This window comes from Frankia sp. R43, assembly GCF_001306465.1.
Lineage (GTDB): Bacteria > Actinomycetota > Actinomycetes > Frankiales > Frankiaceae > Parafrankia > Parafrankia irregularis.
This window is the reverse complement of the sequence record NZ_LFCW01000002.1, coordinates 631,663-654,348: the sequence shown is the minus strand read 5'-3', so window position 1 is coordinate 654,348 and position 22,686 is coordinate 631,663. Positions and strand designations below refer to the sequence as shown.

35 protein-coding genes and 1 pseudogene are annotated in these 22,686 nt (G+C 71.6%); 16 read left to right on the top strand and 20 right to left on the bottom strand.

Going from position 1 to position 22,686, the window contains the following annotated elements:
• Position 1: 1 nt before the first annotated feature.
• From ACG83_RS45290 to ACG83_RS10410, 7 genes are read right to left on the bottom strand one after another with little or no spacing between them, the layout of a single operon-like run.
• Positions 2-178, bottom strand: a complete 177-nt coding sequence (locus tag ACG83_RS45290) for a hypothetical protein (RefSeq protein ID WP_158230701.1) — start codon at positions 176-178, stop codon at positions 2-4.
• Positions 163-417, bottom strand: a complete 255-nt coding sequence (locus ACG83_RS10435) for a hypothetical protein (RefSeq protein ID WP_054565942.1) — start codon at positions 415-417, stop codon at positions 163-165. Before ACG83_RS10435 ends, ACG83_RS45290 begins: the two co-directional genes overlap by 16 nt.
• Positions 414-743 carry a hypothetical protein gene (locus ACG83_RS10430; protein ID WP_054565941.1) on the bottom strand — a complete coding sequence of 110 codons (330 nt, stop codon included), beginning with the start codon at positions 741-743 and terminating at the stop codon, positions 414-416. The genes ACG83_RS10435 and ACG83_RS10430 overlap by 4 nt, the downstream gene beginning before the upstream one ends.
• A complete protein-coding gene (locus tag ACG83_RS10425) occupies positions 740-970 on the bottom strand; it encodes a hypothetical protein (protein WP_054565940.1) in 231 nt (76 codons plus the stop codon). Before ACG83_RS10425 ends, ACG83_RS10430 begins: the two co-directional genes overlap by 4 nt.
• A 41-nt stretch (positions 971-1,011) precedes the next feature.
• On the bottom strand, positions 1,012-1,554 hold the full coding sequence (locus tag ACG83_RS10420) for a hypothetical protein (protein ID WP_054565939.1): 543 nt from the start codon (positions 1,552-1,554) through the stop codon (positions 1,012-1,014).
• Between the two features lie 22 nt (positions 1,555-1,576).
• Positions 1,577-1,867 (bottom strand): YggT family protein, encoded by a 291-nt coding sequence (locus ACG83_RS10415; protein ID WP_054565938.1) that lies wholly within the window; start codon positions 1,865-1,867, stop codon positions 1,577-1,579.
• A 3-nt stretch (positions 1,868-1,870) separates the two neighbouring features.
• On the bottom strand, positions 1,871-4,147 hold the full coding sequence (locus tag ACG83_RS10410; RefSeq protein WP_152991321.1) for a hypothetical protein: 2,277 nt from the start codon (positions 4,145-4,147) through the stop codon (positions 1,871-1,873).
• 141 nt (positions 4,148-4,288) lie between these two features.
• Between ACG83_RS10410 and ACG83_RS10405 the strand changes: the two genes are divergently transcribed.
• The 7 genes from ACG83_RS10405 (at position 4,289) to ACG83_RS10385 (ending at position 7,461) form a co-directional block, all read left to right on the top strand.
• Positions 4,289-5,422 carry a hypothetical protein gene (locus tag ACG83_RS10405; RefSeq protein WP_054565936.1) on the top strand — a complete coding sequence of 378 codons (1,134 nt, stop codon included), beginning with the start codon at positions 4,289-4,291 and terminating at the stop codon, positions 5,420-5,422.
• Entirely contained in the window at positions 5,422-5,559 is a 138-nt protein-coding gene (locus ACG83_RS45285) for a hypothetical protein (protein ID WP_158230700.1), read from the top strand. The genes ACG83_RS10405 and ACG83_RS45285 overlap by 1 nt, the downstream gene beginning before the upstream one ends.
• A gap of 2 nt (positions 5,560-5,561) precedes the next feature.
• Positions 5,562-5,753 (top strand): hypothetical protein, encoded by a 192-nt coding sequence (locus ACG83_RS10400; protein WP_054565935.1) that lies wholly within the window; start codon positions 5,562-5,564, stop codon positions 5,751-5,753.
• Positions 5,754-5,799: 46 nt separating this feature from the next.
• The gene (locus ACG83_RS45280) at positions 5,800-5,961 is read left to right on the top strand and encodes a hypothetical protein (RefSeq protein WP_161934733.1); all 162 of its coding nucleotides are present in this window, start codon (positions 5,800-5,802) and stop codon (positions 5,959-5,961) included.
• A 98-nt stretch (positions 5,962-6,059) separates the two neighbouring features.
• Complete coding sequence (locus ACG83_RS10395; protein WP_054565934.1) at positions 6,060-7,013, top strand: ImmA/IrrE family metallo-endopeptidase; 954 nt, start codon at positions 6,060-6,062, stop codon at positions 7,011-7,013.
• Positions 7,010-7,225: a hypothetical protein gene (locus ACG83_RS10390; protein WP_054565933.1), complete on the top strand. Its 216-nt coding sequence runs from the start codon at positions 7,010-7,012 to the stop codon at positions 7,223-7,225. The genes ACG83_RS10395 and ACG83_RS10390 overlap by 4 nt, the downstream gene beginning before the upstream one ends.
• Positions 7,225-7,461: a hypothetical protein gene (locus ACG83_RS10385; RefSeq protein WP_054565932.1), complete on the top strand. Its 237-nt coding sequence runs from the start codon at positions 7,225-7,227 to the stop codon at positions 7,459-7,461. Before ACG83_RS10390 ends, ACG83_RS10385 begins: the two co-directional genes overlap by 1 nt.
• A gap of 39 nt (positions 7,462-7,500) precedes the next feature.
• On the opposite strand, the gene ACG83_RS10380 is transcribed toward ACG83_RS10385, so the two are convergent.
• Complete coding sequence (locus ACG83_RS10380; protein ID WP_054565931.1) at positions 7,501-7,764, bottom strand: AlpA family transcriptional regulator; 264 nt, start codon at positions 7,762-7,764, stop codon at positions 7,501-7,503.
• A gap of 136 nt (positions 7,765-7,900) precedes the next feature.
• Here ACG83_RS10380 and ACG83_RS10375 point away from each other — a divergent pair, with 136 nt between their 5' ends.
• The 8 genes and pseudogenes from ACG83_RS10375 (at position 7,901) to ACG83_RS10345 (ending at position 11,389) form a co-directional block, all read left to right on the top strand.
• Positions 7,901-8,539 (top strand): hypothetical protein, encoded by a 639-nt coding sequence (locus ACG83_RS10375; protein WP_054565930.1) that lies wholly within the window; start codon positions 7,901-7,903, stop codon positions 8,537-8,539.
• 66 nt (positions 8,540-8,605) lie between these two features.
• Positions 8,606-8,767 carry a hypothetical protein gene (locus tag ACG83_RS45275; protein ID WP_161934732.1) on the top strand — a complete coding sequence of 54 codons (162 nt, stop codon included), beginning with the start codon at positions 8,606-8,608 and terminating at the stop codon, positions 8,765-8,767.
• A gap of 2 nt (positions 8,768-8,769) precedes the next feature.
• Entirely contained in the window at positions 8,770-8,994 is a 225-nt protein-coding gene (locus ACG83_RS10370; RefSeq protein WP_054565929.1) for a hypothetical protein, read from the top strand.
• Between the two features lie 38 nt (positions 8,995-9,032).
• Positions 9,033-9,698: an NUDIX domain-containing protein gene (locus tag ACG83_RS10365; RefSeq protein WP_200931298.1), complete on the top strand. Its 666-nt coding sequence runs from the start codon at positions 9,033-9,035 to the stop codon at positions 9,696-9,698.
• 10 nt (positions 9,699-9,708) lie between these two features.
• The gene (locus tag ACG83_RS10360) at positions 9,709-10,176 is read left to right on the top strand and encodes a hypothetical protein (RefSeq protein WP_054565927.1); all 468 of its coding nucleotides are present in this window, start codon (positions 9,709-9,711) and stop codon (positions 10,174-10,176) included.
• Between the two features lie 22 nt (positions 10,177-10,198).
• Entirely contained in the window at positions 10,199-10,396 is a 198-nt protein-coding gene (locus tag ACG83_RS10355; protein WP_054565926.1) for a hypothetical protein, read from the top strand.
• Between the two features lie 25 nt (positions 10,397-10,421).
• Positions 10,422-10,811: pseudogene (locus ACG83_RS10350) on the top strand (RNase adapter RapZ); the annotation flags it as partial.
• A complete protein-coding gene (locus ACG83_RS10345) occupies positions 10,808-11,389 on the top strand; it encodes a hypothetical protein (protein WP_054565924.1) in 582 nt (193 codons plus the stop codon). The pseudogene ACG83_RS10350 and the gene ACG83_RS10345, both read left to right, overlap by 4 nt.
• Here the strand turns inward: ACG83_RS10345 and ACG83_RS10340 are convergent.
• Positions 11,354-11,806 (bottom strand): hypothetical protein, encoded by a 453-nt coding sequence (locus tag ACG83_RS10340; RefSeq protein WP_152991320.1) that lies wholly within the window; start codon positions 11,804-11,806, stop codon positions 11,354-11,356. The genes ACG83_RS10345 and ACG83_RS10340 overlap by 36 nt on opposite strands.
• 191 nt (positions 11,807-11,997) lie before the next feature.
• Between ACG83_RS10340 and ACG83_RS10335 the strand changes: the two genes are divergently transcribed.
• Positions 11,998-12,474 (top strand): hypothetical protein, encoded by a 477-nt coding sequence (locus ACG83_RS10335; protein WP_054565922.1) that lies wholly within the window; start codon positions 11,998-12,000, stop codon positions 12,472-12,474.
• A gap of 545 nt (positions 12,475-13,019) precedes the next feature.
• Here ACG83_RS10335 and ACG83_RS10330 read toward each other — a convergent pair.
• The 11 genes from ACG83_RS10330 to ACG83_RS10280 form a co-directional block, all read right to left on the bottom strand.
• The gene (locus ACG83_RS10330; protein WP_054565921.1) at positions 13,020-13,454 is read right to left on the bottom strand and encodes a hypothetical protein; all 435 of its coding nucleotides are present in this window, start codon (positions 13,452-13,454) and stop codon (positions 13,020-13,022) included.
• 35 nt (positions 13,455-13,489) lie between these two features.
• A complete protein-coding gene (locus ACG83_RS10325) occupies positions 13,490-13,756 on the bottom strand; it encodes a hypothetical protein (protein ID WP_054565920.1) in 267 nt (88 codons plus the stop codon).
• 34 nt (positions 13,757-13,790) lie between these two features.
• Positions 13,791-14,294, bottom strand: a complete 504-nt coding sequence (locus ACG83_RS10320; protein WP_152991319.1) for a hypothetical protein — start codon at positions 14,292-14,294, stop codon at positions 13,791-13,793.
• Positions 14,295-14,573: 279 nt separating this feature from the next.
• Positions 14,574-14,846, bottom strand: a complete 273-nt coding sequence (locus ACG83_RS10315) for a hypothetical protein (RefSeq protein ID WP_054565918.1) — start codon at positions 14,844-14,846, stop codon at positions 14,574-14,576.
• Positions 14,843-15,154 (bottom strand): hypothetical protein, encoded by a 312-nt coding sequence (locus ACG83_RS10310; protein WP_152991318.1) that lies wholly within the window; start codon positions 15,152-15,154, stop codon positions 14,843-14,845. The genes ACG83_RS10315 and ACG83_RS10310 overlap by 4 nt, the downstream gene beginning before the upstream one ends.
• 394 nt (positions 15,155-15,548) lie before the next feature.
• On the bottom strand, positions 15,549-16,073 hold the full coding sequence (locus tag ACG83_RS10305; RefSeq protein ID WP_054565916.1) for a hypothetical protein: 525 nt from the start codon (positions 16,071-16,073) through the stop codon (positions 15,549-15,551).
• Positions 16,070-17,269: a DUF3987 domain-containing protein gene (locus tag ACG83_RS10300; protein WP_054565915.1), complete on the bottom strand. Its 1,200-nt coding sequence runs from the start codon at positions 17,267-17,269 to the stop codon at positions 16,070-16,072. Before ACG83_RS10300 ends, ACG83_RS10305 begins: the two co-directional genes overlap by 4 nt.
• Positions 17,270-17,526: 257 nt before the next feature.
• Positions 17,527-19,683, bottom strand: a complete 2,157-nt coding sequence (locus tag ACG83_RS10295; RefSeq protein WP_054565914.1) for a YfjI family protein — start codon at positions 19,681-19,683, stop codon at positions 17,527-17,529.
• The gene (locus tag ACG83_RS10290) at positions 19,680-21,407 is read right to left on the bottom strand and encodes a DEAD/DEAH box helicase (protein WP_054565913.1); all 1,728 of its coding nucleotides are present in this window, start codon (positions 21,405-21,407) and stop codon (positions 19,680-19,682) included. The genes ACG83_RS10295 and ACG83_RS10290 overlap by 4 nt, the downstream gene beginning before the upstream one ends.
• Entirely contained in the window at positions 21,404-21,973 is a 570-nt protein-coding gene (locus ACG83_RS10285) for an XF1762 family protein (protein ID WP_200931297.1), read from the bottom strand. The genes ACG83_RS10290 and ACG83_RS10285 overlap by 4 nt, the downstream gene beginning before the upstream one ends.
• A gap of 8 nt (positions 21,974-21,981) precedes the next feature.
• Positions 21,982-22,521 carry an NADAR family protein gene (locus ACG83_RS10280; RefSeq protein WP_054565912.1) on the bottom strand — a complete coding sequence of 180 codons (540 nt, stop codon included), beginning with the start codon at positions 22,519-22,521 and terminating at the stop codon, positions 21,982-21,984.
• Positions 22,522-22,686 lie beyond the last annotated feature (165 nt).

Genomic DNA, 22,686 nt, shown 5'->3' with positions numbered 1-22,686 from the left:
GTCAGTCCTCCGTCTCGGTGGCGCCCGGCGCCGAGATCGGGCGGACTTCGCCCAGCGCCGTGTCGGACCGGACGGGCGCCTCGATCCGGAAGATCACTCGGAGTGCGGCCCTCCCGGCCGGGCGCGGCGTGGACACCGGCACAGGCAGGTCGCTGAAGGGGTTCAGAAGGTCGGCCATGCCGGTTCGGCGGTGTTGGCGGCCAGCTCCAAGCGGCCGGAGGTCAGGCTGGGACGGTCGTCTCGATCCGGCACGCTGGCCCGGGTGGCGTCGTATGGAGTCAGAAGGTCTCCTCCGTCGCGCAGTCGGTGCGCGACGAGGGAGAGGCGAAGCAGCGCATAGCCAGCCAAGCCCGCCCTGGCCGGGTCCGCGGACAGGCTGCCGTTGGCCAGCGCCGAGGCCACGCCGTCCGCGATCACTGGTCGTCCTCGTCGTCGCGCGGAAGATCACCGGGCCTCAGGGCGGCCAGCATGGCGGAGTAGGCCTGCGAGGTGGCGCTGTGGGCGAGGGCGACATCGGCGTAGGAGGCCACCTCCTCCGTGGGGAAGTCGTTCAGGGCCCCGAAGCCGGCGCTGTCGGTGGCCTGCGCGGCGAACTCCGCGTGCAGCAACGCCTCACCGGCCAGGTAGCGGCGGTCAGTGCTCTCCAGAGCGCACGTCTTCTGCCAGGTCACCAGGGCCGGCGCCTCGGTGGGAACCAGCTCGGTCGAGGTGACCGGGGCGGGTGTGCGCCTGCCCCATCTCATGCCGCCACCAGCTCTGTGTTCAGCAGGCCCGACCAGCGGGCGTAGGTGCGCTCGGCACAGTCGCCGGGGCAGTCCGGGCCGTGACGGCCCGCCTCGTGCTCGTCGGCGTTGTCGGCCTGGACGCTTTCCAGCGTCCAGGCGGGGTCGCTCTGCTCGCCCGGCCCCGGGATCGGGACCTGCTGGTCGTGCACCAACACGGTGCCCGGCCAGCGGTACGGAGGTGGCATGGTGGTCTCCCTTCTGAGGGACATCCAGGTAGGTGTTGAGGTCAGAGGTAGGTGGTGTTGAGGACCTCGCTGTCAATGACGCCGCCGTCGAAGTCGTAGGAGGAGCCGAGCAGTTCTGTCTCATCGATCTCGGGGGCGGGACCGAGGCCGCGATCAGCTGCGAAACGCGCCCGGCCGACACGGCCGCGGTGGGCGTCCAGGAAGCCGAAGTCCGGGCCGAAGTTGACCTCGGCCGTGCCCGAGTCGGGGTCAAGCTGGATGGTCATGTCCGGCTGCTCGAAATCGCCGGGACGAACCTGGAAGTTGGGGTTGTTGGCCAGTCCGTGCATGACGGCGGCGCGCTTGCGCTCGGCGGCGCTCTGTGGGCGGTTGCCGAGCATGGAGTTGGTGACGTGGCGACGGTCTGGCTTGTGCCAGGGCGCGAATCGCATCTCACCGACGCCGCCCTTGACCCGGACGCCCGGGTCCACCAGGTCAACACGGCAGGTCTTGCACAGCTTGCGGTGGCCTACGAGGCTGCCGACCAAGCCGACCTTGAACTCCTTTTCACAGCCCTTGCGGGGGCACTTCACGGTCTTCGCCATGGCGGTTCCTCCCTGCCGGGTCTCAGCCGGCGAGCGCGGTGATGAAGGCGTTGACGATGGGCAGCAGGATCAGCAGCAGCGGGAACGAGAGATCGAAGGCGAGCGACCCGAACCGCAGCGGCGGCACGCGCTTGCCGATCGGGCCCAGCAGCGGATCGGTGGTGGTACGCAGCCCTTCCAGGGCCAGCGCCACGCCCCGGTTCGGCTCACGCAACAGGCCCACCCGGGTCAGCAGGTCCACGCCCCAGCGAATGACCAGCAGGAAGAAGTAGATGGTCAGGATTGCCTCGGCGGCGATCGCGGCGATCTCCATGGATCAGCCCTCCCTTGAGCTGGAGCCGGCGCCTGCGGTCTCACGGGCGGCGTTACGGGTGCGCTTGTCGGGACGGCGGCGGTGCTGGCGCTGCGCGTAGCCCGCGCGGGCGGTCTCGGTCGGGTCGGCGGGAGGCGGGGGGTTGTCCTCGTCCTCGTCAGCGAGCAAGCGGTCCAGGTCCGCGGCCGAGGCCAGGACCTTGCGCGCCCCGGAATCGCCGGAGGCGGAACCGATGACCTTGCGGTCGGTCAGCTGGCCCAGCACCCAGGCGCAGGCGTCGAAGTCCAACCCGAGACGGACCTGGAGCATCCGGGGGGTGACGTGTCCGGCCTCGACGGCCATCTCGGCGGCGACGCGGAGCACCTCGGCAAGGCTGTCGACCTCCTCGGTCTCGGCGACGTTGGGGGAGGGCTCGGGCTCCACCTCGACAGGAGCGGGAGCTGGGGTCGGGGCGGCCACCTTCGCGGTGGAGACTCGCTGCGCGGGCACCGGGGTGACGTCCGCGCCGGCCGACGCCGGGGGCGTGAGGGTGACCGACTCCCGAACCTGCGGGCGGGACGGGTCCAGCAGTGCGGCGCGCGCCGGGTCGATGTTCTTCACCAACGGCGGCACCTCGGGCAGCCCGCGCAGACGCAGGGCCGCGTTGAGCACCTCGTGCCGCTCGCTGATCTCCTGGCCGTCACGAACCTCGTTGTCCACGAAGGCCGAGCGCATGCGCAGCGGGTAGCCCTCGGTGCCGAGCAGGTAGGAGATCCCCTTCGGGGCCTTCATCTCGATCTTGTGGCCGCCGTAGCCGAGCAGCGCCCAGATCTTGTCGCCCAGCACGGCCGTCGAGGCGTCCGCCGTCGTGCAGCGGAACACCTGCTTGATGGTGATCAAGTCCCGCACGAAGGTCGGGATGACATCGCCAGTCGGCTTCAGTGTCGAACAGACGACGTGGTAGCCGACCTTGCGGAGCCGCCCGATGATGTCGAACAGCAGGAAGGAGACAGCGTCCGCCAGCTTCTTATCCGGATGGCGGGTCAGCGCCAGCAGCTCGTCTATCCAGATCCACGTGGTCGTTTCGCCACGGGCGACGTTGGTCCGCGGCAGTCCGGCGGCCTCGCGCTCGTTCGCGGTGTCGGCCATCCACTGAAGCGCGGCCACCCCCTCGGCGTGCAGGTCACGCAGGAGCGCGTACGCATCCTCCACCGTGTAGGCCACACCGCAGCGACCCTTGATCGGGGCGGCCAGCGGCTCCCAGAAGCCGAACTCCGCACCACCGGACGGATCGATGAAGAAGTTCCGAGCGCGGGGGTCCTGACTCACCGCGCAGATGTCGACGTGCTCACCGGTGGACTTTCCGCTTCCGGCCTCACCTCCGGACAACTTGTTGCGGGCGAAGATCGTGTCGTAGACGGACTTACCGTCCTCGTCACGACCGATGTGCCACGGATCCTGCACGTAGCGGCCCTTGTAGTTCGCGCCCGCGCGGCGGATCTCCTCCAGGCCCTCCCAGGGCACGGTCGTGTTCAGCGTCTCGCGCCGGCGGATGTTGACCTCGACGTGCGAGCAGGCGAGGAATTCCTCAAGGGGGTTGCGCGCCGGCTTCGGCTCAGTTGCCTCGACGGTCCGGGCCCTGCGAGCCACGGTGACCGTCTTGGTCGCGGCACCGCTGGCCAGGGCGGCCAGGACCTTGCGGCCGGAGGCCGGGGCGACCGTGGGGCGCATCGACACACGGCCTTTGAGCATCGGGGCCAGGCGCTGGGCGGCCTGGAGCAGCTCTGCCTCGGTGACGCCGTCGGGAATCTTCATCACGAATCGGGCGCCAGCCAGGGTCGGCTCAGGCAGCTTCACCTGCACCGGGCGGCCGGACGGGTGCAGCAGCGTCGGGCCCTCGCCCGCGTTCAGCTCAGCGAAGGCCTTGAGCACAGCGCGCCGCTCTCGATGGCCGCGTGCGGTGTCGGACCGCTGGTGCAGCAGTGCGGCGGTGCCGCCGAGGGCGGCGGCGGTCAGGCGGTAGGGGTCGGTCAGGTCGAAGAGGTCGGACTCCAGCAGCGTCGGCCCCAGCGGGCCGAGCGGGTCCGCACCCAAGGCGGACAGCAGGTAGAGAGAGCCGGCACCGGCCACGGGCGTTGCGATGTCGCCCCAGGTTCGCCAGCGGTCGTGCCCAGCGGCACTTACGCGAACGGACCCGAGGCCAAGACGCCACCCCCCAACGATCCAGAAGCGCGGGTCGCTGAGGTCGTACGTCGAGAGGGGCTTGCGCCGCTTGGTCGGAGCCCTCTTAACCGATGCCATCAGCGCGTCCCTCCTCGTGGCCGGTGCCGGTTTCGAACATGACTACAGCCTACACATTGACTACAGACCATGTAAGATGGCGATGTGAAAGTCGCCGTCACCCAGCCGAGCGGGACGGCGCCACACGCCAAGGAGAGTGCTGTGAGCAGCAGGAACGGGACCGTTCCGCCCCCGACTGAGACGTACGACACACCGCCCGCCGGAGATCCGGAGGGCGACACGATGGACTACGGCCTACAGGACCCGGACGTGGCCTCCGTGTCACCGCGGGGGGGCGAGTGGAAGACGAGGAAGGCGCCGAAGCCCGAGCGCGCCGAGGCCCCAAGCGAGAAGAAGGGCGAGCCGAAGGCGAAGCTGACCGCCACCGAGAAGCTGTGGCGCGTAGCGGTCGTCGCGCTGGCCGCCGTGATCATCGCCCCGACCGCCCTGTCCGGCGCCCACCTGATCAAGTGGGCCGGCGAGCCGATCCACGGCCTGGACCTGGACACCTGGCTGGTGTGGCTGCCGCTGCTCGCCCTGGATGGCACCGCCATCGTCGGCATAACCATGGTCACCATCGCCGCCCTGCGCGGCGAGCACGGCGGGGCCTTCCACCTGGTCTCCTGGTCCATCGCGCTGATCAGCGCCGGGATCAACTACGGCTTCGGCACCAGCACGACCGCCGAGTGGGACGAGTGGTTCTTCCCGGTAATGAGCCTGACCGGCCCGGCACTGCTGGAGATCACGCTCGCGTTCGCGCGCCGGTGGAAGCGGATCGACGAGGGCCTGCGGTTCCAGGGCGTCAAGATCGGAGACTTCGGCAAGCGGTGGCTGCCGTCGGTGGCCACCCGCGAGACCTGGGCCGCCTGGAAGCTGGCCCAGCGCGAGGGCATCACCGACGTGGACGAGGCCATTGCCCGGGTCCGCGAGGTCACCCTGCTGCGCACCATGACCGGCGTTGACGCGCTGCGCCTGGCCTTCGAGCGGGTCGGCAGCCGCGATGCCTTCGACGCCCGGCTGTGGCTGCTCGGTCGCGGCATCACGGTCAAGGAGGCCGACGTCAAGCTCGCGCTTGACCCGCGGGACGTGGTGGACGTGGTCGCGAGCGGCCAGCCCGAAGGCCTCACCGCCCCCGAAGTCGCCGCCGCCTGGATCGGCAAGGACGCGAGCGCGGCTGACATCGAGCGCGTGCGCCGCGAGCTGGACGGCCTCGTGACCGATGGCCGCATGGTCGCTGACGGCAAGGGCTCGCGCGGCAAGGCCGTCCGGTACCGGCTGGCCGGGGCGGGTGCGTGATGGCCTGGCTACTCGCGCTCGGCCCGCTCGTGGCCGCCCTGCTTTTCCTGCCGGTGCTGGACAGCATCGGCGCACTCGACGCCCTCATGCGCTTGCTTCGCAAGCGCCGCCACCCCGACTCCGGATCGGAGAGCTGACCATGACCACCGCCGCTGACCCGAGCCGCCTGGCCCGCCTCGCCCTGAGCGCCTCCGTCGACCCCGACGCCCAGGCCGACGTCGCGGAGTGGTGCACCCGCCCGCCGCGCCGGGCCGGAGCGCGCCGCCGGGGACTGCCGCAGCACCGCCACCCCCGCGGGTTCGTCCCGCCGCGCAAGCTGGGCCCCCGCTGACCTCGCTCACCGCCACCCACCACAGCAACCGCAAGGAGTTCTGACCATGGCCAGCGTCCTCAGCGCCGTCCTGTTCACCCTGATCGGGGCGGGCGCCTACTTCTGTGCCCAGTACATCGAGGCCGGGAGCATGGCCCGCTTCGTGATCGAGCGCCAGAACGACGACGCGCAACCCGGAGACGACACCCCCGACAAGACCGCCCGCTAGCCACCGGGGCCCGGTGCCAGCCGGCACCCATGCACAGCCATGCCCCGGGCCCTCTCTCCCTCTCTCGTTCCACCCTCTCGCCGCACCAAGGAGCGCACGTGTCAACGGACACCCGCAAGCGCACCAGCCGCTCGTCCAGCAAGAGCCGCTACGCCCTCACCCCGGAGCAGCGCGCCGAGCGGATCGAGACCGCCCGCGCCCAGCTCGCCGCCGGAGTCGAGCGGCTGACCACCGAGACCGGCTGGCGCCAGTTCCTCGCCTCCCGCCGGTGGCTGAACTACTCCGTGGGCAACCAGATCATGATCCTGATGCAGTGCCCGGATGCCACGGACGTCCGTCCGCTGAAGGCCTGGAACGACGCCGGGTGCCGCATGCGCAAGGGCGAGACGCAGATCAAGATCTGGAAGCCCACCAGCAGCCGGGTCCAGCTCCAGCAGCAGGACACCCCGGCCGAAGGAACCGCGAGCGAGCCCGGCGCGGAACCAAAGACGGCCACGCTCGTCCAGCGCGGCTTCATCCTCGTACCCGTCGTAGACGTCTCCCAGCTCGTCGAGCCGCCCGCCCGAGTCGATCCGGAGCTGCCGGTGGAGCTGCGCGGGGACGCCCCCGCTGGGCTCTGGGATGGCCTGGCCAGGCAGGTGGCCGCCGCCGGTTACGCGATCGAGCGGGGATCCGCAGGCGGTGACGGCCGGGCCTACGGCCACGTCAACCACGAGACACGGGTGGTGCGGATCCGCGAGGGCGTCGACCCGGCGCAGGCCGCGAAGACCCTGTGCCACGAGCTGGCGCACGTCCTGCTGGGCCACACCGCGGACATGTCCGGCCACGTCCGGGAGGTGGAGGCCGAGTCCGTGGCCTGCATCGTCGCGGACCTCTGCGGACTGGACACGCTGGCGTACTCGGTCCCCTATGTCGCTCACTGGGCCGGCGAGGGCGACGGAGCGGTCAAGGCCTCCGCCCAGCGGGTGGCCGACACCGCCGAGCGGATCCTCGCCGAGCTCGGGGTCGAGCGGCCCCGGCGCGGCGCCGAACGGGCGGAGGAAGCGGCGTGACGCTCGACCAGGCCCGCGAGCTCGCCCGCACCAGGGCTGAGCTGCTGTGGCTCGCCCCGGCCACCTCCATCACCACCGGCAAGGTGCTCGTTGGCGTGCGGGTGCACGACGCCCGGGTCAGCTACGGCCGCACCCAGCTTTTGGTCCAGCCGACGTCCGGGCGCGGACACCGCTGGATCGACGCCGACCTGACCCAGGAGATCGAGGACTGATGAGCGCCCGCTACGAGAACATCGCGGCGTCCGAGGCGGAGGTCGAGCTGCTCGGCCCCGGCGCCGAGCTCGGTGACAACGTCATCGCCGACCACGCCGTGGTGATCGGCGACCCGGGCGCCACCGCCCTGGTGGTCGAGGGAAGCCTGAACGAGCTGACCGCGCTCGTCGGAGCCCTAGCCGCTGTCCTGCTCGGCCCGGCCGACGGGGTCCTCCCCTGCAGCCCCGCCGCCTGACCGCTCGTGTCTCACACCGACGTGCGGACGAGGCGCGGGTCAGTCGGCCTCGTCCGCCGCGCCTGCCTCGGGGTTCTTGCGGGGACGGCCCGGGGGGCGCCGGGTGGCCGCCCAGGTCTCGATCGTGGAGCGCCGCCACCGTGGGGAGCGCCGCGACGACGGGCGGTCCAGGTCCGGGTCGTCCGGAGCAGGGACGCCGGTCTGGGCCGCACGGGAGACGTAGCTGCGCCAGGTGGCCGGGCTGATCTCCAGCAGCGCGGCCACCTCCGCCACCGTCAGCAGCGGGTCGGAGTTCTCGGTCATCACCCGATCGTTTCAGAAATCCCCAACGCTGGATTGGTGATCTGAGTCACATGGATCTCGCGATCCGACCTAAAACGCCAACGCAGCGTTGTAGTATTGAGTCGTGCCCCCGCGGGGGGCACGGGAGGAGACCCAGATGCGCACCAACGCCACCGCCGAGCAGCTCCGCGCCGAGGCCAACGCCTTCGACACCCAGGCCGCCGAGTCCCGCCAGCGGTGCGGCGCGGACGGCATGCTCACCCAGCGCGCGGCCGGCCTCAGCGCCGACGAGCGGCGCCTGGAGGCCGCGATCATCGAGCGCGGCGGGGTCTGGGACTTCCCGGCCCTGTTCGGCCTGGACGGCAACCTGGTCCCGGCCCGTCTGGAGTTCAAGGAGGCCCGCTTCGGCGGGACCCGCAAGGCGTGGCGCCTGCTGGACGCCAACGGCCGCACCGCCGGGTGGTTCAACCCCTCGGAGGCGATGGACCGGCCCGTCCGGGTTCGCAACAACGCCAAGAAGGGCTACTACGTCGGCCGCGTGATCGCCGCGGCCAAGGCGGAACTCGCCGGCAACAACATCCTGGCCATCCGAGCCATCCCGGTCCGTACCGACGGCGGATGGAACCCCGACGTCGAGATCGTCGACAACGGCCAGCGCGACGAGCGGGCCGAGGCCATCGCGGCCTACCGGACTGCGTGGGCCGCTCGGGACCACAAGGTGATCGCCGAGATGGAGGACGCCGCCGACAAGGGCGGCTACATCGCCGAGCTGATCGCCGCCCGCAAGACCGCCTGATCCGCCTCGCCCCGCCCGGCCACCGCGGCCGGGCGGGGCACCCCGCTTCCGCACCCAGGAGGTCCGATGGACACCACCCAGGTCCTCGCCGTCCGCTGCCAGATCTGCCCCGACCTCGCCGTGGAGACGGACGACCTGTTCGCCGGTCTCGACCTGGCCGGTGCCCACGACGACACCCACCACGACGGCGGGACTGCCGCCTACGTCCATGTGGCGCAGGAGGCCTGATCGTGACCGCCAGGAGCAGCGCCGAGTTCCTGTTCGACTACCTGATCGGATATCCGGCCGCCGACTACGAGGCGGCGCTCCAGCCGACCGGCCCGGTTGACCCGGGCCATGACCGGGACTGCGTCTGCGGCGGCACCCCGGCCTGCGACCCGTACCCCGACCCGCCGGTGTCTCTGATCAAGTACCCGCCGCCGGCTGGTGGCTACGCCGACGAGCCGCCGTTCTGAGACGCACCGCCGTTCAGGACTCCACGAGGAGAGGCGCCGTGGCCGACACCCGCATTACCGCCGACATCACCCCGCCCGAGCTGCGCGCCGAATGCATCGCGGCCAGCGTCCGCGAGGGATGGGTGCGCGACACCCAGCTCGACCCGAGCGAGATCACTGACTGGCCCGCCCGCCAGGCACGCGCTGTTGTCCCCTTCGAGGTCGTGGACGGCCGCCCGGTCAACCCCGCCGGCCCCACCGGGCGCATCGGCCGCGACCTGGGCGCGTGGGGCGAAAACGCCGCCGCCGACGCGCTGGTCACCGCCGGAGCTGGCGCGGACCGCCAGGTGCTGCTCATCCGCCGGGGCGACGCCGGCCAGTGGGCCATCCCAGGCGGGATGACCGATGCCGGCGAGCACGCCGAGCAGGCCATGCGGCGTGAACTGACCGAGGAGACCGGGCTCAACCTCACTGGCGTGCCGGTCGAGGTGCTGTGGTCCGGCGTAGTCGACGACCCGCGCAACACCGACTGGGCCTGGATCTCGTCCACGCTCGGCCGGTTCGAGCTGGCCGAGCCCGCCGAGGTGACCGGAGAGGACGACGCAACCGACGCCCGCTGGTGGCCGTATGTCGATCTGGACGCCCTGCACGCCGCGCTGACCGCCGCCGGCGAGCAGCTCTACCTCGCCCACGAGCCGCTGCTGGCGCTCGCGGCCAACACCTGACGGAGGACCGATGATCGAGCACCGACCCACGCCCGAGCCGAACAACTGGAACGTCGGCCAGGAGCCGACCCCGGCCGCGGAGATGACCGAAGCGCAGCGGCTCATCGCCGCTGGCGGACTGCTCCGACTGGCTTTGTCCCTTGGCAACCCCGAGGCCGGGATCATCCAGCGCCTGCGGGAGCGGATGAGTACCCCGCAGGTCGGCGACCTGGTCTGGGAGACCAGCACCGAGCGCCTCTCCCTGCGCGATCCCGACCACGCGGCACGCGCCGTCGGCTGGTACGTCCGCCGCGGCGAGTCCCCCTGGCTCAGTCGCGAGGACTGGGACGCCGATCCCGAGTCCCACGAGTACCCGGGCCAGCCCTACGAGGACTCCCCCGGTCGCGAGGTCTCGGTGATCCGCCCGTGGCGCGACCCGGCCAGCGAATACGCCTGGGAGAACGCAGAGCTGTCCGTCCTCCCGCTCGACCACCAGTAGTCCGCCCCAGAAGGAGAACCCGATGCTCGTCCCCCCGAAGACCAGCAAGGACGGCACCACCTACGCCGGCGTCCAGGCCGAGCGCGGCCTCGTCCGCGAGGTCGAGTGGTTGATCACCCGCCAGCACCCCGGATTCGACCCGATCGTCATCGCCCGCGCCCAGGGCTGCGACCTGGCGAACGTCGCCATCTCCGCGTTCGCCTCCGTCGACGAGTCCTGAACCCGCCCACCGCACGAAGGAGCACCCCATGACCCGCTACCAGATCACCTCCGGCGGCTACCTGCACGGCGACCCCGGCGAGACCGATATCGAGGTCGACCTGCGCCCCTACCGAGACCCGCACGCCGCCGCGAACCTGCGGTACCTGACCGCGCATGACCAGGAGGTCCAGGACGCCGTCCGCGGCACACCGGGCGTGACCGACCTCGTCGACGAGACTGTCGCCCGCGCGCTCGCGCTGGACGAGGACGAGGTGACAATCACCAGCTTCTGCGCCGGCGGCCGGCACCGTGGACCGGTTGCCGGCGAAATGATCGCCGACGGGCTGCGTGCGGCTGGTGGCGAAGTGGACCTGTTCCACCGCGACCTCGGCAAGGCCGTCGTCGAGCGGGCGGTGCGCGAGGTGGATCGGTGACGAGCATCGCCAGCGGAGGCCATCGGGAGGCCGACCTCGACGTCGAGCTGATGCTCGCCGAGTACCAGGCCCTCAAGGCCGAGCAGCTCGCCCGCATCGGCACCCGGGACAACCTGCTCTACGCCACGCTGGCCGCCTACGCCGCCATCGTCGCAGGCGTGCTCGGCGGTGGCGGGCCCGTACACATCATGCTGGCGCTGCCCGCCGTGGCAGCCGTCCTCGGCTGGACCTACCTCGCCAACGACAAGAAGATCGTGCAGATTCGGGAGTACCTGCGCAGGGATCTCGGTGGGCGCATCGGCCAGCGCCTGCCCGACGGGGCCACCGCCTTCGGCTGGGAATCCACTCGCCGGACCGGCATCGAGCGCCGACTCGGCAAGATCGGCCACGTTGCTGTCGACCTGATCGCCTTCTCGGCCGCCAGTATCGCCGCCCTGGCGGCCTACTGGACCCTCGCTCCGATCGGCGCACTCACCGTGCTCGCGGTCGCCGAGAGCGGCGTCACCCTCGCCTTCACTGCCGAGGTGGTGCGCTGGAGCCTCTCAGGGCGTGCGAGCGGTTGGCGCCGCAGTGAGTGAACGCCGGCCAGCACTTCGGTCCATCCTCCGGGAGGCAGGCGTCCGGCGCGACGGCGCCGGCTCGGGGATGGACACCTCCAGCGCCATCTCCCGCAGCCAGGCCGCCAGGTGCGCCAGCACCACCCGCGAAGGCCATGCCGGTGCCGGTGTCCGGCTGGCGGCACGCTGGCGCTCGATCGCCGCCTCGGCCTCCGGGTCCGACAGCGTCACCCGCTCGATCTCGGCACGCTGGCGCCGCTGCGCCGCGGACAGATCCTCGAGCGGGGCGAACAGCAGTCCGTACACGTAGGCGTCGAACGCGGCGCAGTCCCGCGCGTCCTCCAGGGCGTCCCGAACCAGCTGCGCGCGGCGAAGCTGGGCCCGCATCCGGTCCACGCGCCGAAGGGCGCCCCGTCTCGGAGCGACAGTCTTCGACATGGCGGGTCACCCTCCCGGCCGACGGAGATGTCCCCTAGATCGTAGGGACTACGGCCAGCCACGGCGACCGCAAAGTCACAGCTGTGTAGTTTCTGCGGTCCTAGGCTGCAGGAAGCCGCCCGGCCAGGCTGCGCCGGCCAGCTCGAGGCCCCGAATCGCCACAAGTGCGCTGAACGGTAGCGTTCCGCCCCATGGCCATCGCCGCGTTCGTCGTTGCCTGCCTCGCACTCTTGGCTTCTGCGGCCTCGGCCTGGTTCGCGCGGGGGCAGAAGCACGCGGCCGACCTCGCTGTCGCAGAGGCGCAGCGCGCCGCAGACGCCGCGGCGGAGACGGTGCGGATCGAGCAGGCCCGGCGGGCGGACGAGGTCGCCGAGGCCGAACGGAACCGCGTGCGGTTCGAGTTGATACCCGACATCGCATCGAACGGTGCTACCTGGTACCTCCAGCAGGCGGGGACCGACACCGCCTACGGCGTGCATGTCGACACGGGCGACCTGCTCGGCTCATCAGGCCAGGTCACCACCTTCAATGAGTTCCCGGCAGGAGACCAGCAACAACTCGTTCTCCTCCGGACCACGGATACCACCACCGAGCGCATCGAGGTCACCTGGCATCAGCGTCCGGACCATTCAGATCCGCAACAGTCCGTGAGCCTCCTCGTGCGGTAGCACTCAGCGTCAGTGGTCGACCGGGTGCAACCGGCGGGTCAGTGGCCCGCCCTCGACCCACCCGCGCAGGAACTCGGCCAGGTCGACGAGCGCGTCGCCAGGCGGTGGGGGCCCGGCCTCGGCTACAACACGGCGAGCGCGACGCTTGGGAGCGGGACCGCGGCGAGACGGCGGGGCACCCACGGCCGCAGCGAATAGCTTCCGCGCCGCGTCGTCGATCGCGTGGACGCCGGTCGGGCGGCGGTGCCAGGGGCCGCTCGTCCCAGGTGTCGGCCTCACCGGGCGGCTCAAGCACGGCGAGTGGATCGGTGCCCGCGGTCGCCGCACGGAACGCGGCCAGCGCCGCGGCGGCGTAGGCGCGAGCGGCCCGCTCGGCCCGGCTGGCCAGATCGCTGGCGTGCACTCCCGCGAGCTCGGCCCGTTGCCGAGCGGTCTCGCACCACAGCTCGTGCCGCTCCGCGGACTGCGTCCGCACCGAGGCGGGCAGGACGTCCGGCAGGTCGGGCGCGACCGCGGCGGCTTCGACCTCGGCAGCCCGCTGCGCGTCACGGGCCGCCTGCCACTGCGCGCACAGCGCCCGGTAGTACGCGCGGTGCCGCAGAAGGATCGCGTCGGCCGCCGCCTACCCGGACGTCCGCGGCCTCGCCGTCCGGGTGCGGGGCGCGGACGTCCGGGTAGGCGGCAACGTGGGTGGCGTGGTGTTCGCGGTAGAACTCCCGGCCCCGCTCGGTGATCCGGTAGCCGAGCGCACCGGTGCTCCGCTCCGCCAGCGGCGGGACATGCGCCTCGATCAGGCGCCGGTCGATGGTCGCGGAGCGCCCCCAGCGCAGCCGGCCGCCGCGCCGGTCGGCCATCCACAGCAGCGCCAGCACCTCCCACGACCGCTCCGACAGCGCCGGCTTCGGCGTCCGGGCCGGCATCGTCGACGTGCCCGCGCGGGCGGCGGCCCGGCCCGCCCGGGTGAGCGTGACCGTGATCATCCAGCCGAAGCGGGTCGGCCGCGAGCCGCGCGTGATCAGCCCGCGCGTCTCCAGCGCGGCGACAGTCGAGCCGTTGCCCTGGTTGTCCCAGCCGCGAGAGGCCAGACCGAGGCGGGACGGTTGTCGAAGTCACCGCTGGCGCCGGCCGCGCGGTGCGCGTCCTCGGCGGCCTGGTCGAGCGCGAAGATGATCGCGAGCGTTCCCTGCTGGCGGTCGTTCAGCTCGGTCCACGCAGCCAGCGCCTTCGACACCGCCGCGGTCACGTACTGCGGGGCAGCCCGCCCCGACAGGACGCGCGCCAACCGGGCCGCCGCAGTTCGATGCGACTACCAGACTTCAGCCGCGGACGGCAGTGGCGAGCTGCTCGTGAAGCTCCCGAGCCCGGTCGGAGCTTTCGCGCGCGACGACATCGAGGCCCTGAAGGGCGGAAGCGTCCTGGGGGTCGGTACGACGCTGGACGGCTAGGGCGAGCAGGTAGGTGTGACGCAGGCTCTGCTCGGTGGCGAGTCGAAGATCTCCAGCGAGGGCACGCAGGGACGGATCCGGGTCGCTGATCGCGATTGTCGCCAGCATGCGCCAGACCGGCGCGCAGCGGTCGCTGAACTCTGCGAAGACCTCGTCGAGGTTCTCCCGGGAGCGGAGCCCCTCCAGAAGGAACGGTCGGGTGCGGTCCAGGACAAGCAGAAGATCGGCGAGCACTTCCAAGCGCTCCCCCCGCCGCTGTCGTCGCTCGGCGCGCTCCTGCACGCCCTCGGCATACCGCGCCGTCAGCCACACCGCGACCAGTCCGATGATCGAGCCGACCACCACGCCCAGCACGCCGATCAAAGCCGCTCCCACGATGGCGACCTTGCCACAGGAACTCTCGAATCGATACGCCGATTCGGACCCCTCGTGCAACACGGGGCCTCACGCGGACCCCGGGACGAGGCATCCGCACAGGGCGCTCACTCCCCTCACTCGATCACGCACGATGATGGTCGGCGTGTGAGGTCACGCGGATACCCGCACACGACAGCGCCCGCGAAGCCCGAGACACCTCGGACCCGCGGGCGCCTCACGCGACCCCGGACCAACCTCACAAGCGGCAGCAAGGAGGAGGAAGCGGACACGGCGCCCTCACGCCTGACCACGCCGGCTCACGACCACCCGCTCCCCCGCCCGCCGGACGAGCGCGAGCTGACGCTCGAGGATCCACTTCCCCAGCGACTCGCTCCCGTCCGGCCCGCCACCGGTGTCCAACTCGACCTTGCACCACCACATCCGGCCGCCGAGCTGGTCTCGCTCCTCCACCGTCGCCGTGCCGTACCGGACGGCGAGCGGGGCCGTCTCCGTAACCAGGCGGACCCGGTCGCCCTTTCCCAGGGCGCGATCACCGAGCTGGGCCGTCATGCAGCCTGCCCTCCGTCCTCGGCCAGGGCCGCCTGCACCCGCGCCACCGCCGGCGCCAGCCGGCGCCGGCGCAGCATCTCCGCGCGGACCGCCAAGGCGGCCTTCTCGTAGCGGGTGACGTGCTCGATGGACGTCCAGACCTTCCGGTTGCTCATCGGCAGGGTCTCCAGGCCCGCCACCCGCATCACCGCGCGGGCGAGCCGCAGGCGCCGCGGGTCGTCCCGGGCCAGCCTCTCCAGGCCGCCAGCCGCATCGATCTCGTCGGCCAGGGCGACCGCCCGGTCGAGGGCAGCCTTGCCACGGGGCAAGGACGGGCGCCCTGCGCGGGAAACGCGCTCGATGTTGGCCATGTCACACCCCCGAAGATCAGATTGACCTGAGTGGACTACAGCATACGCATCTGCCTTCGCGCTACAGTGCCGCGGACTGTCGATCAAGGTCGGAAAGTCTGACGGATCTTTCTCCCGGCCGCGCCGCACGACGCCGCCGACGCAGTGCGGTGATGGGGTGCGACAAGGAGGTGGGGGCGGGTGGTGTGGTTGGGAGAAAGATTTGCTCCCAACCCCTCCGACACCCTCACCCCCCCCAACCCCCCGTCGTGGCCCCCAGCGTCCCCGTAGGGCCACGAACGCACCGCCCCGCTGTAGGTCTACCTCCGGCAACAGCCTACGGACTACGGCCTTCTTAGAGGCTTCACTTTGCCTACGCGGCCCGCTCCAGCTCCAACAGGTCCTCTGGGCTCCAGGCTCGCCAGTTGGGCGCCCGGCCCGGCCCGGCTGAGGGTCCCGTCAGTGCCATGAACCGCACCGGGTCGCTCGGCAGCCCTGAGCACTCGCAGCCCCTGCCCGGGGCCGCCGCGTGCCGGGCTGTCGCGATCAACGGCACCACCTGGAACCCGGGGGTGGACCGCAGCGACAGCTCCCACAGGGTGTTCTGCTCCTTGGTCGAGAAGCTCGGGTTGGTCGCCACCGTGCCGTCCAGACTCACCCCGGTCAGCCGGGCGGCAACGATCAGCAGGTGCGGCGGGCGCCAGGCGGACACGTCGTAGGGCCCCCGCGACAGCCGGGAGGCCACGGCCACGAACCCCACGGCCTCCAGCGGCGGCATCACGCTGTGGACCTCGAAGTCCCCGCCCTCCAGCGTGCGCTTGCGCCGCCACTGGACCACCGGGGTGCGCCGGGGCTTGCGCTGCCGCGGGACGGCGCCTGCCCCCGCGGTCGGACTCACGCCGCCACCGCCGCTGCGGCCAGCACCGCGCGGGCACCGGCCACGTGCACCTCGGCCAGGCTCACGGCGGCCCGCAGGTGTTCCACGCCCACCCAGGTGGTGGTCGGGTCGTCGGCCAGCGCCAGCAGCGCGGCGATGCGCGCGACCGTCCCGGGGTACTTGCTCGCCCACGCCGAGATCACGGCGAGGTTGCCGGTCTCCGGGTGCAGCCGGGGCTCCCACTCCGCCTGGAACACGGTGAACTCCAGGTCCGCCTCCAGCGTCAGCTCCAGCTCGGTCACGGTCTCGGCAGCGAGGGCGACGTCGAGCACACCGCGCACGGTCCGGTCCCACTCCGCGGTGATCTCGTCGGGCACCTCCTGGATGTCCACGCCGCGGGTGCCGACGACCGGCGGCGCCACCGCGAACAGGAACCGGGCTATCAGCCCGCGGCCAAGGAATTCCGGGTGCCGCACCGCCTCGGCCACCGTCTCGGGCTGGGCGAGCATCACGAGCGCCAGGAACGCCTCCGCCAGGTGCACGGTGGGCTTGCCCGCGCGGCTGATCCGCAGCGGGTCACCGTTGTAGGCCTTCAGCAGGATGTCCAGCCCGGCCCAGGCCCAGGCGCCAGACCGCTCGACGGCAACGTCGGCGAGCAGCTCGCCGTCACCGAGGTGCGCGCCGACACCGCCCTGGTCGGCAAAGCGTGCGGCCAGCCCCTCCGGGGTCGCGCCGGCGAACCACAGATCCACCTGGCGCGGTTCACCGATGGCGTCGATCCGGCGCTGGAGGGCTCCGGCCTCCTTGATGGCCTCGGTCCGCTCGGCGTCGGTGCCGTGGGGGGCGGCTCGCAGGACGGCGTCCCGCCGGCGGGTGGCGATCTCGCGGTCGACCTGGGCCTGGACGCGAGCGGCCATCGTCTCGCGGTCCAGCTCCCGATCCCGGGCCAGCAGCGGCGCGCTCACGGTGTTCAGGACGGCGCTCTTGCGGGTGCCCGTCTCGGCCACGCCGAGGGTGTAGAGCGCGAGCGACTCGGTCCAGGTGGGCGCGAGCCGGACGCGCCAGCGCCCGCGGCTGGCGGCGGACAGCACGCCGAGGGCAGCGAGGGCGGCCAGATCGACGGGGAACTGGTAGGCGGCGGCCACCGCGGTGGCGATGCGCCCCGCGGGTCCGGTCAGGGTCGTGGGGTTCGGGACGGGGGCTGCGGTGGGGGTCATGGCGGGGGTCCTCTCGGGTGGCTGCCGGCGCTCGGCGACTTCTACGTTTTGTTTTCCATGATCAACTAATCCAAAGGCCGAAAGTCGGCGGACCCCTGACCTGCGCCGCTGTTCTTGTCCTTTTTAGCGGTATGGGTCGTGCTCCCAGATCAATAGGACTTACAAGATCAACGATCTTGTTTTCCATCAGAATCGCTCGCTCCCTCCGTGGACCCCAGGAACCGGGTGTAAAAAAGGACGTTAAGAAGACGGCCTGGTCAGGCGGTTTCGCGCCTCGCAGCGGTCACCAGACGTGGATGTGCCTGGTAGCGCGGGGACGGAGGCCGGCCGCGACGGGGCGGCTCGGGCGGCAGCGGCCGGACGTAACCAAGATCAGCGAGGTGCTCGACGATCTCCTCGACGTCCGATGTCCGGGTTACCCAGCTTCGCCCGTCTAGCGCCCGGTACGCCTCTTTCACCGTGAAGATGTCGTTAGATTCCGAAGTGTCCTCGGATGTCCGATTTTCCGAGCCACTTCTCGCCTTACCGGCGGAACCCCCCTCTCGAAGAAAACGCCGAATAAAACCGAGCACCGCCTCCAGGCGTTCTGCGCGCTCCGCGTAGGTGCCGATCAGCACCTCCCTGGCGTGCTCCACCAGGTACGGAGCGAGGTCGAGGGCGGCCTGCATCTCAGCCCCGGTGATCACCGGGTGGGCGTCGCCGGGGCGCTCCGCGAGGGCGAACAGGGCCGCGAGCCGCACCAGGGCCCCGGGCAGCTTCGAGGCCCAGGACTGGATGTCGGCCAGGTCTCCAAGCTCGGAGTGCATCCGGCTCTCGTGGCCGCCGAGGTTCCTCCATGCCTCGAACGCCGTCGTTGCCTCGTGGTTTAGGCGGATCGCACCCACCTCGCCGCGTGCGGTGATCTCCTGGCCGGCGGCGAAGACCTTGCCGACCACGGCGGCCCACTCCGCCTCCACCTCGGGCTCCATCGGCGGCGCGCCGCCGGCCCGGGTGCCCACCGTGGACTCCGGGCGGGCGAACAGGAACCGCGCGAGCAGGCCGCGGGAGGTGAAGGCGCGCACCTTGGCGGCCTCGGCGATCACGTCCGGCTGCACGATCAGCCCGATGGTCAGGATGGGTCGCGGGATGACCAGAGATGCCCTGCTGGCCCGGTCCACGCGGGTGAACGAGCCGTTGTAGGCCTTGAGGATCAGGTCGACGTTGGGCACGTTGGCGGAGTAGCGCCCGGCCACCGTGCCCAGCAGGCCGCCCTCGTCGACGATGGTGGCCAGGGGCCCGCCCTGGCGCTCCATGCGCGCGGCCAGCGCCTCCGGGGTGACGTCGTCGGCCAGGATCTGGAACTCCAGGCTGTGCAGCTCGGCTTCCAGCTCCTCGGCCTCGGCCTCGGCCTGGTCGCGCTCCTCCCCCTCGGGCTCCCGGGCGGCCGTGTCCACCGCCGCGGCGTAGCGCTTGGCCAGGATCTCCCGTCGCGCCCTGCCGCCGCTCTCGCTGGCCAGGTCGCGCTCCAGGGCCCGCAGCGGGGCCGTGGTCAGGTTGACCACGGCGGTCTTGCGGGTGCCGGAGTCGCTCAGCGCGGCCACGTACAGGCAGGTCTGCTCCGTCCACCCCCCGCCGACGTGCACCTGCCAGGCCCCGCGGGTGGACGCGGCCAGCGTGGCCAGCGCCGCGAACGCGGCCAGGTCAGGCGGGGACTCGGTGGTGGCGGAGACGGCCCGCACCAGGCGGCGCACCACCCCGGGTAGCGAGCTGACCGGCAGCGGCGGCATCTGCCGGGTCAGCGGGCGCGGCTCCCCCCACCCGCCACCGGGGCGCCAGCGCAGCCGTTCGTGGGCCCGGTCGATCTCGCGCTGGAGCTCGTCCAGGTCGACGCCGGGGGTGCTGGCCAGCCGGTGCAGTGCGACGGCACGCTCGGCGATGGCCCGGCGGGTGGATGCCGCGGAGACCTGGTGGACGTAGTAACCGACCTGCGTCGGCGTGGCGGACGTCTTCCACACCAGGTCATGGACGTACATCTGCCCGCCGACCCTGCTGAGCAGCGAAGCCGGTTTTCCGCTGCCCATGGGGACCATTCGGTGGGCGAGGTAGCCGACCACGGAGGCCTCGTCCGTGGGCCTTTCCGGATGCAGCTCCATGAGCGCGTTGTGGATGAGCTGGTGCGCCGGCCGGGCGTAGTCGGTCTCCTCCAGGGTGCCGAGCACCACGGCCAGCGCCTCGGGGTCACGCAGGGCCAAGCCCAGGCACTCCCGCTCCGCGCGCAGCAGCCCGGGGTCGATCTCCGGCCCGTCCGCGCCCGCGGCGACGGCCGCGGGGTGCAGGTGCACCTGGGCGTCCCGCTCGCCGCCGCCTCGCTGCCCTGACCTGCGGCTTCCCGCCGCGCCCGACTCGCTGGCGCCGTCCGCGCCCAGGGCCCTCATCCTGCCGTCCTCACCGGCACGCGCGGTGCCTGCTGTCCGGGGCGGGTGGGCAGGCGCAGGGGCCGTGCGGCCTGCCGAGCGAAGTGGCCGTCGATGCGCGCGGTGGCGATGGCGATCGAGATTAGGTCGCTGACCTCGCCGGCCGAGGCACCGGGGGGCGGGTGGACGCCCCAGCGCTCCGCCGCCTGGAGCTGTTCGGTGCCGGGCTCGCGGTCCCGCCACCGGGTGCCCTTGCGGGCGAACCGGGAGCCGGCCTTGCGCTCGACGCGGGCGGCGTGCTCCTCGCCCAGGGCCATCGCGAGGGTGAGATCCGGCGCGCTCCCGAACGGCACAGGGTCACCGGTGCGCGGCATCCCCCCGATCGCCCAGGTGCCCGGCTTGAACGAGGACTCGCGCACGAACACCTGGCCGTCGCCAGCGGGGATGAACCAGACGCCGGCCTTGGTCTGGAGCCAGGTGACCTTCGACGTCGAGGCGAACAGGTTCACGTCGACGGCGGAGACCTTGCGCACCTTCGCCCTGCTGATGCGCTCCACGGCCCCGACAAGATCCTCGCCGTCGAACAGCTCCTGCTGCTCGTCCTCCTCCGGCTTCGCCTTCGGCTTCTCCTTGATTTCACCGTCGGCGAGGTCCAACAGGGTGCACAGCCGATGGTCCGTGGTCATTCCGACAATGTCGAGAATGAGGGCGTTGGCCTTTCCGGGGAAGGGGCGCAGCACCCTGCCGACCATCTGTCGGTAAAGCACTCCGGACTTTGTCGGCCGGGCCATGATGGCGACCTCGGCGCGGGGAATGTCCGTCCCCTCGGTGAGCACCGCGCAGTTGGTGAGGATGTCGAGATCGCCGTTGCGCAGGCCCTCGATGGCCTTGGCTCGGGCGTCGCGGTCCATCTCCCCCCACACGGCCTCGGCCTTCACGCCGGCCGCGCACAGCGCTTCGGCCACGGACTGCGCCGTCGCCACCGTGGGGGCGAAGACCAGCCCCGGCCGGCCGCCGCCGTGGCGCTGGTAGGCCTCGACCACCTCCTGCTCGAAGCCGGCTTCCGTGAGCGCTTCACCCAGCTCAGAGGCCACGTAGTCGCCGCCCTTGGTGCGGACCTGGGAGAAGTCGATGTCCACCTCGACGCGCCGGCCACGTGGGTTGACCAGGAAGCCCTCGACGATCATCTCCAGGACGGAGCGCTCGTAGGCCACCGCCTGCCAGACGCCGCCGAGTCCCACACCGTCCCCGCGGGCGAGCGTGGCGGTGATGCCGAGGGTGTTGGTTCCGCCGACCTCCCGGAAGCATCCGAAGTGGTCCAGCACCCCGCCGTAGGTGCGGGCGGCAGCGTGATGACATTCGTCGACGATCACCCGCTCAAAGGCATCCCGGGGCCACTTCGCGATACGCCTCCCTGAAGCCAGCGTGGGAACCGACCCCACGACAACACCACAGGAAAGGTCCGCCTTCCGGTTCGCCATTTCAATGCCCACCCGCAGCCCGGATGTGACGGCACGAATCTTCTCCGCGGCCTGGTCGACCAACTCCTCGCGGTGCGCCAGGAACAGCGTCCGGCCGCCTTCTCTGGCGGTCTCCTCTTCGATGAGATGGGACGCGACCACGGTTTTCCCGGCCCCGGTGGGCAAGATGATCGCTGGCCGGTTCGTGCCGCCTTCCCACGCCTTCCTGACCGCGTCGATGGCCTCGCGCTGGTACGGCCGTAGGGCCAGGTGCGCGGCGCTCATGACGCTTCCCTGAGGTCGCCAAACAGGTCGACCTGTCCGTCGACTTCATCCTCGGAACTATCCGGCGGCTTCGAGTGGCCCGGCGGCCGGAGAGACAACGCCTCCAGCTCTGCCTTGATCTCCCAGCGAGCTCGGGCCACACCGTCGTTTCCGTGACTCCGGCGACGGCGACTCGGGGTATCCCACCCCTTGCGTGCCGCGAGCTCGGCGACCATAAGCCAGCCAGCGCCCCGCAGGCTGGCTCCGGATTCCCCGGCCTGGGTGTAGGTGATGCATCGCAGGTAGCCGAGGGCTCGAGCTGCTCGCCAGGCGGCGCCATACAGGGCGCTGTTGGCGTTCGGCGTCCCGTTCGTGCTGGTTCGGGTTACCTCAAGCGTCCATCCGTCGTCGAGCGAACGGGCTACGGGCCGGCCGGCAGTGGCGACTCCGACGAGCACGTCGTCGGCCGCGACACCGAGCGCGAAGCGGTAGCCGACCGGCGGAGCGTGATGACGATGCCACGCCTTGATGTAGGCGAGCGCAGTGTCCCGGGTGATCGGAACGATCCTCAGGCGCGGCTGATGCACGGGCCCGTTCACCGCGTACCTCGCGCGGCGAGCTCGGCCCTCCGGGCCATAAGGAGTCGCCCGAGGTGGTTCAGCCCCGGCTCGGCGCACGCGGGCCGCCCGCACCGGCAGTCTCCCCAGTGCTGGTCGTGCCAGCGGTTGCCCTCGACGAGCTCGGCGTCGCCGGTGGACAGCAGCGCGGCGATCCGCTGTGGCCCGACGAACTTGGCCGCCAGGACCTGTGCCATGACCTCGTAGCGGACCCGGGCGTCCCATTCCGGTCGCAGCGGCGCCCGGCGCCCGAGGCGCTTGGCCTCACCGGGGTTGCCCGCGGCGGCGATGCGGTCTCTCCAGGTCGGGTCCAGCGTCTTGCCGGCGTTGAACGCGTGCTCGGCCGTGGGGTACTGCCGTCCCTCCCAGGTCAGGACGCTGATGTGGAAGTTGGACAGGAAGCCCCAGCCGCCGCTGAACGAGCTAATGACCGGCCGCCGGCCACGGGTTTCCGTGCCGCGCTGCCGGGCCGCGTCGGCGTCCTCCGGCTCGGGCGCCGGTAGCATGGTCGTTGTCATCGGTACCTCTCGTTGCCCCACCAGCGCGAGCGGTCCAGCAGGGCCCCCGATCTGCGGTCGGGGGCCTTTCGCCTGTCGGTCCACCTTCTTCCGACACCTCTCTGCTGACAACATCAGCAAGGGCGCGTCCCACGGTGTGCCGAGATATCCAGAGACCTCTGCGGG

Coding starts and splice junctions, on each gene's coding strand:
- ACG83_RS45290 (WP_158230701.1), bottom strand. CDS start 178: ATGGCCGACCTTCTGAACCCCTTCAGCGACCTGCCTGTGCCGGTGTCC.
- ACG83_RS10430 (WP_054565941.1), bottom strand. CDS start 743: ATGAGATGGGGCAGGCGCACACCCGCCCCGGTCACCTCGACCGAGCTG.
- ACG83_RS10425 (WP_054565940.1), bottom strand. CDS start 970: ATGCCACCTCCGTACCGCTGGCCGGGCACCGTGTTGGTGCACGACCAG.
- ACG83_RS10420 (WP_054565939.1), bottom strand. CDS start 1,554: ATGGCGAAGACCGTGAAGTGCCCCCGCAAGGGCTGTGAAAAGGAGTTC.
- ACG83_RS10415 (WP_054565938.1), bottom strand. CDS start 1,867: ATGGAGATCGCCGCGATCGCCGCCGAGGCAATCCTGACCATCTACTTC.
- ACG83_RS10410 (WP_152991321.1), bottom strand. CDS start 4,147: ATGGCATCGGTTAAGAGGGCTCCGACCAAGCGGCGCAAGCCCCTCTCG.
- ACG83_RS45285 (WP_158230700.1), top strand. CDS start 5,422: ATGGCCTGGCTACTCGCGCTCGGCCCGCTCGTGGCCGCCCTGCTTTTC.
- ACG83_RS10400 (WP_054565935.1), top strand. CDS start 5,562: ATGACCACCGCCGCTGACCCGAGCCGCCTGGCCCGCCTCGCCCTGAGC.
- ACG83_RS45280 (WP_161934733.1), top strand. CDS start 5,800: ATGGCCAGCGTCCTCAGCGCCGTCCTGTTCACCCTGATCGGGGCGGGC.
- ACG83_RS10385 (WP_054565932.1), top strand. CDS start 7,225: ATGAGCGCCCGCTACGAGAACATCGCGGCGTCCGAGGCGGAGGTCGAG.
- ACG83_RS10380 (WP_054565931.1), bottom strand. CDS start 7,764: ATGACCGAGAACTCCGACCCGCTGCTGACGGTGGCGGAGGTGGCCGCG.
- ACG83_RS10375 (WP_054565930.1), top strand. CDS start 7,901: ATGCGCACCAACGCCACCGCCGAGCAGCTCCGCGCCGAGGCCAACGCC.
- ACG83_RS45275 (WP_161934732.1), top strand. CDS start 8,606: ATGGACACCACCCAGGTCCTCGCCGTCCGCTGCCAGATCTGCCCCGAC.
- ACG83_RS10360 (WP_054565927.1), top strand. CDS start 9,709: ATGATCGAGCACCGACCCACGCCCGAGCCGAACAACTGGAACGTCGGC.
- ACG83_RS10355 (WP_054565926.1), top strand. CDS start 10,199: ATGCTCGTCCCCCCGAAGACCAGCAAGGACGGCACCACCTACGCCGGC.
- ACG83_RS10340 (WP_152991320.1), bottom strand. CDS start 11,806: ATGTCGAAGACTGTCGCTCCGAGACGGGGCGCCCTTCGGCGCGTGGAC.
- ACG83_RS10335 (WP_054565922.1), top strand. CDS start 11,998: ATGGCCATCGCCGCGTTCGTCGTTGCCTGCCTCGCACTCTTGGCTTCT.
- ACG83_RS10330 (WP_054565921.1), bottom strand. CDS start 13,454: ATGATCACGGTCACGCTCACCCGGGCGGGCCGGGCCGCCGCCCGCGCG.
- ACG83_RS10315 (WP_054565918.1), bottom strand. CDS start 14,846: ATGACGGCCCAGCTCGGTGATCGCGCCCTGGGAAAGGGCGACCGGGTC.
- ACG83_RS10300 (WP_054565915.1), bottom strand. CDS start 17,269: ATGACCCCCACCGCAGCCCCCGTCCCGAACCCCACGACCCTGACCGGA.
- ACG83_RS10295 (WP_054565914.1), bottom strand. CDS start 19,683: ATGAGGGCCCTGGGCGCGGACGGCGCCAGCGAGTCGGGCGCGGCGGGA.
- ACG83_RS10290 (WP_054565913.1), bottom strand. CDS start 21,407: ATGAGCGCCGCGCACCTGGCCCTACGGCCGTACCAGCGCGAGGCCATC.
- ACG83_RS10280 (WP_054565912.1), bottom strand. CDS start 22,521: ATGACAACGACCATGCTACCGGCGCCCGAGCCGGAGGACGCCGACGCG.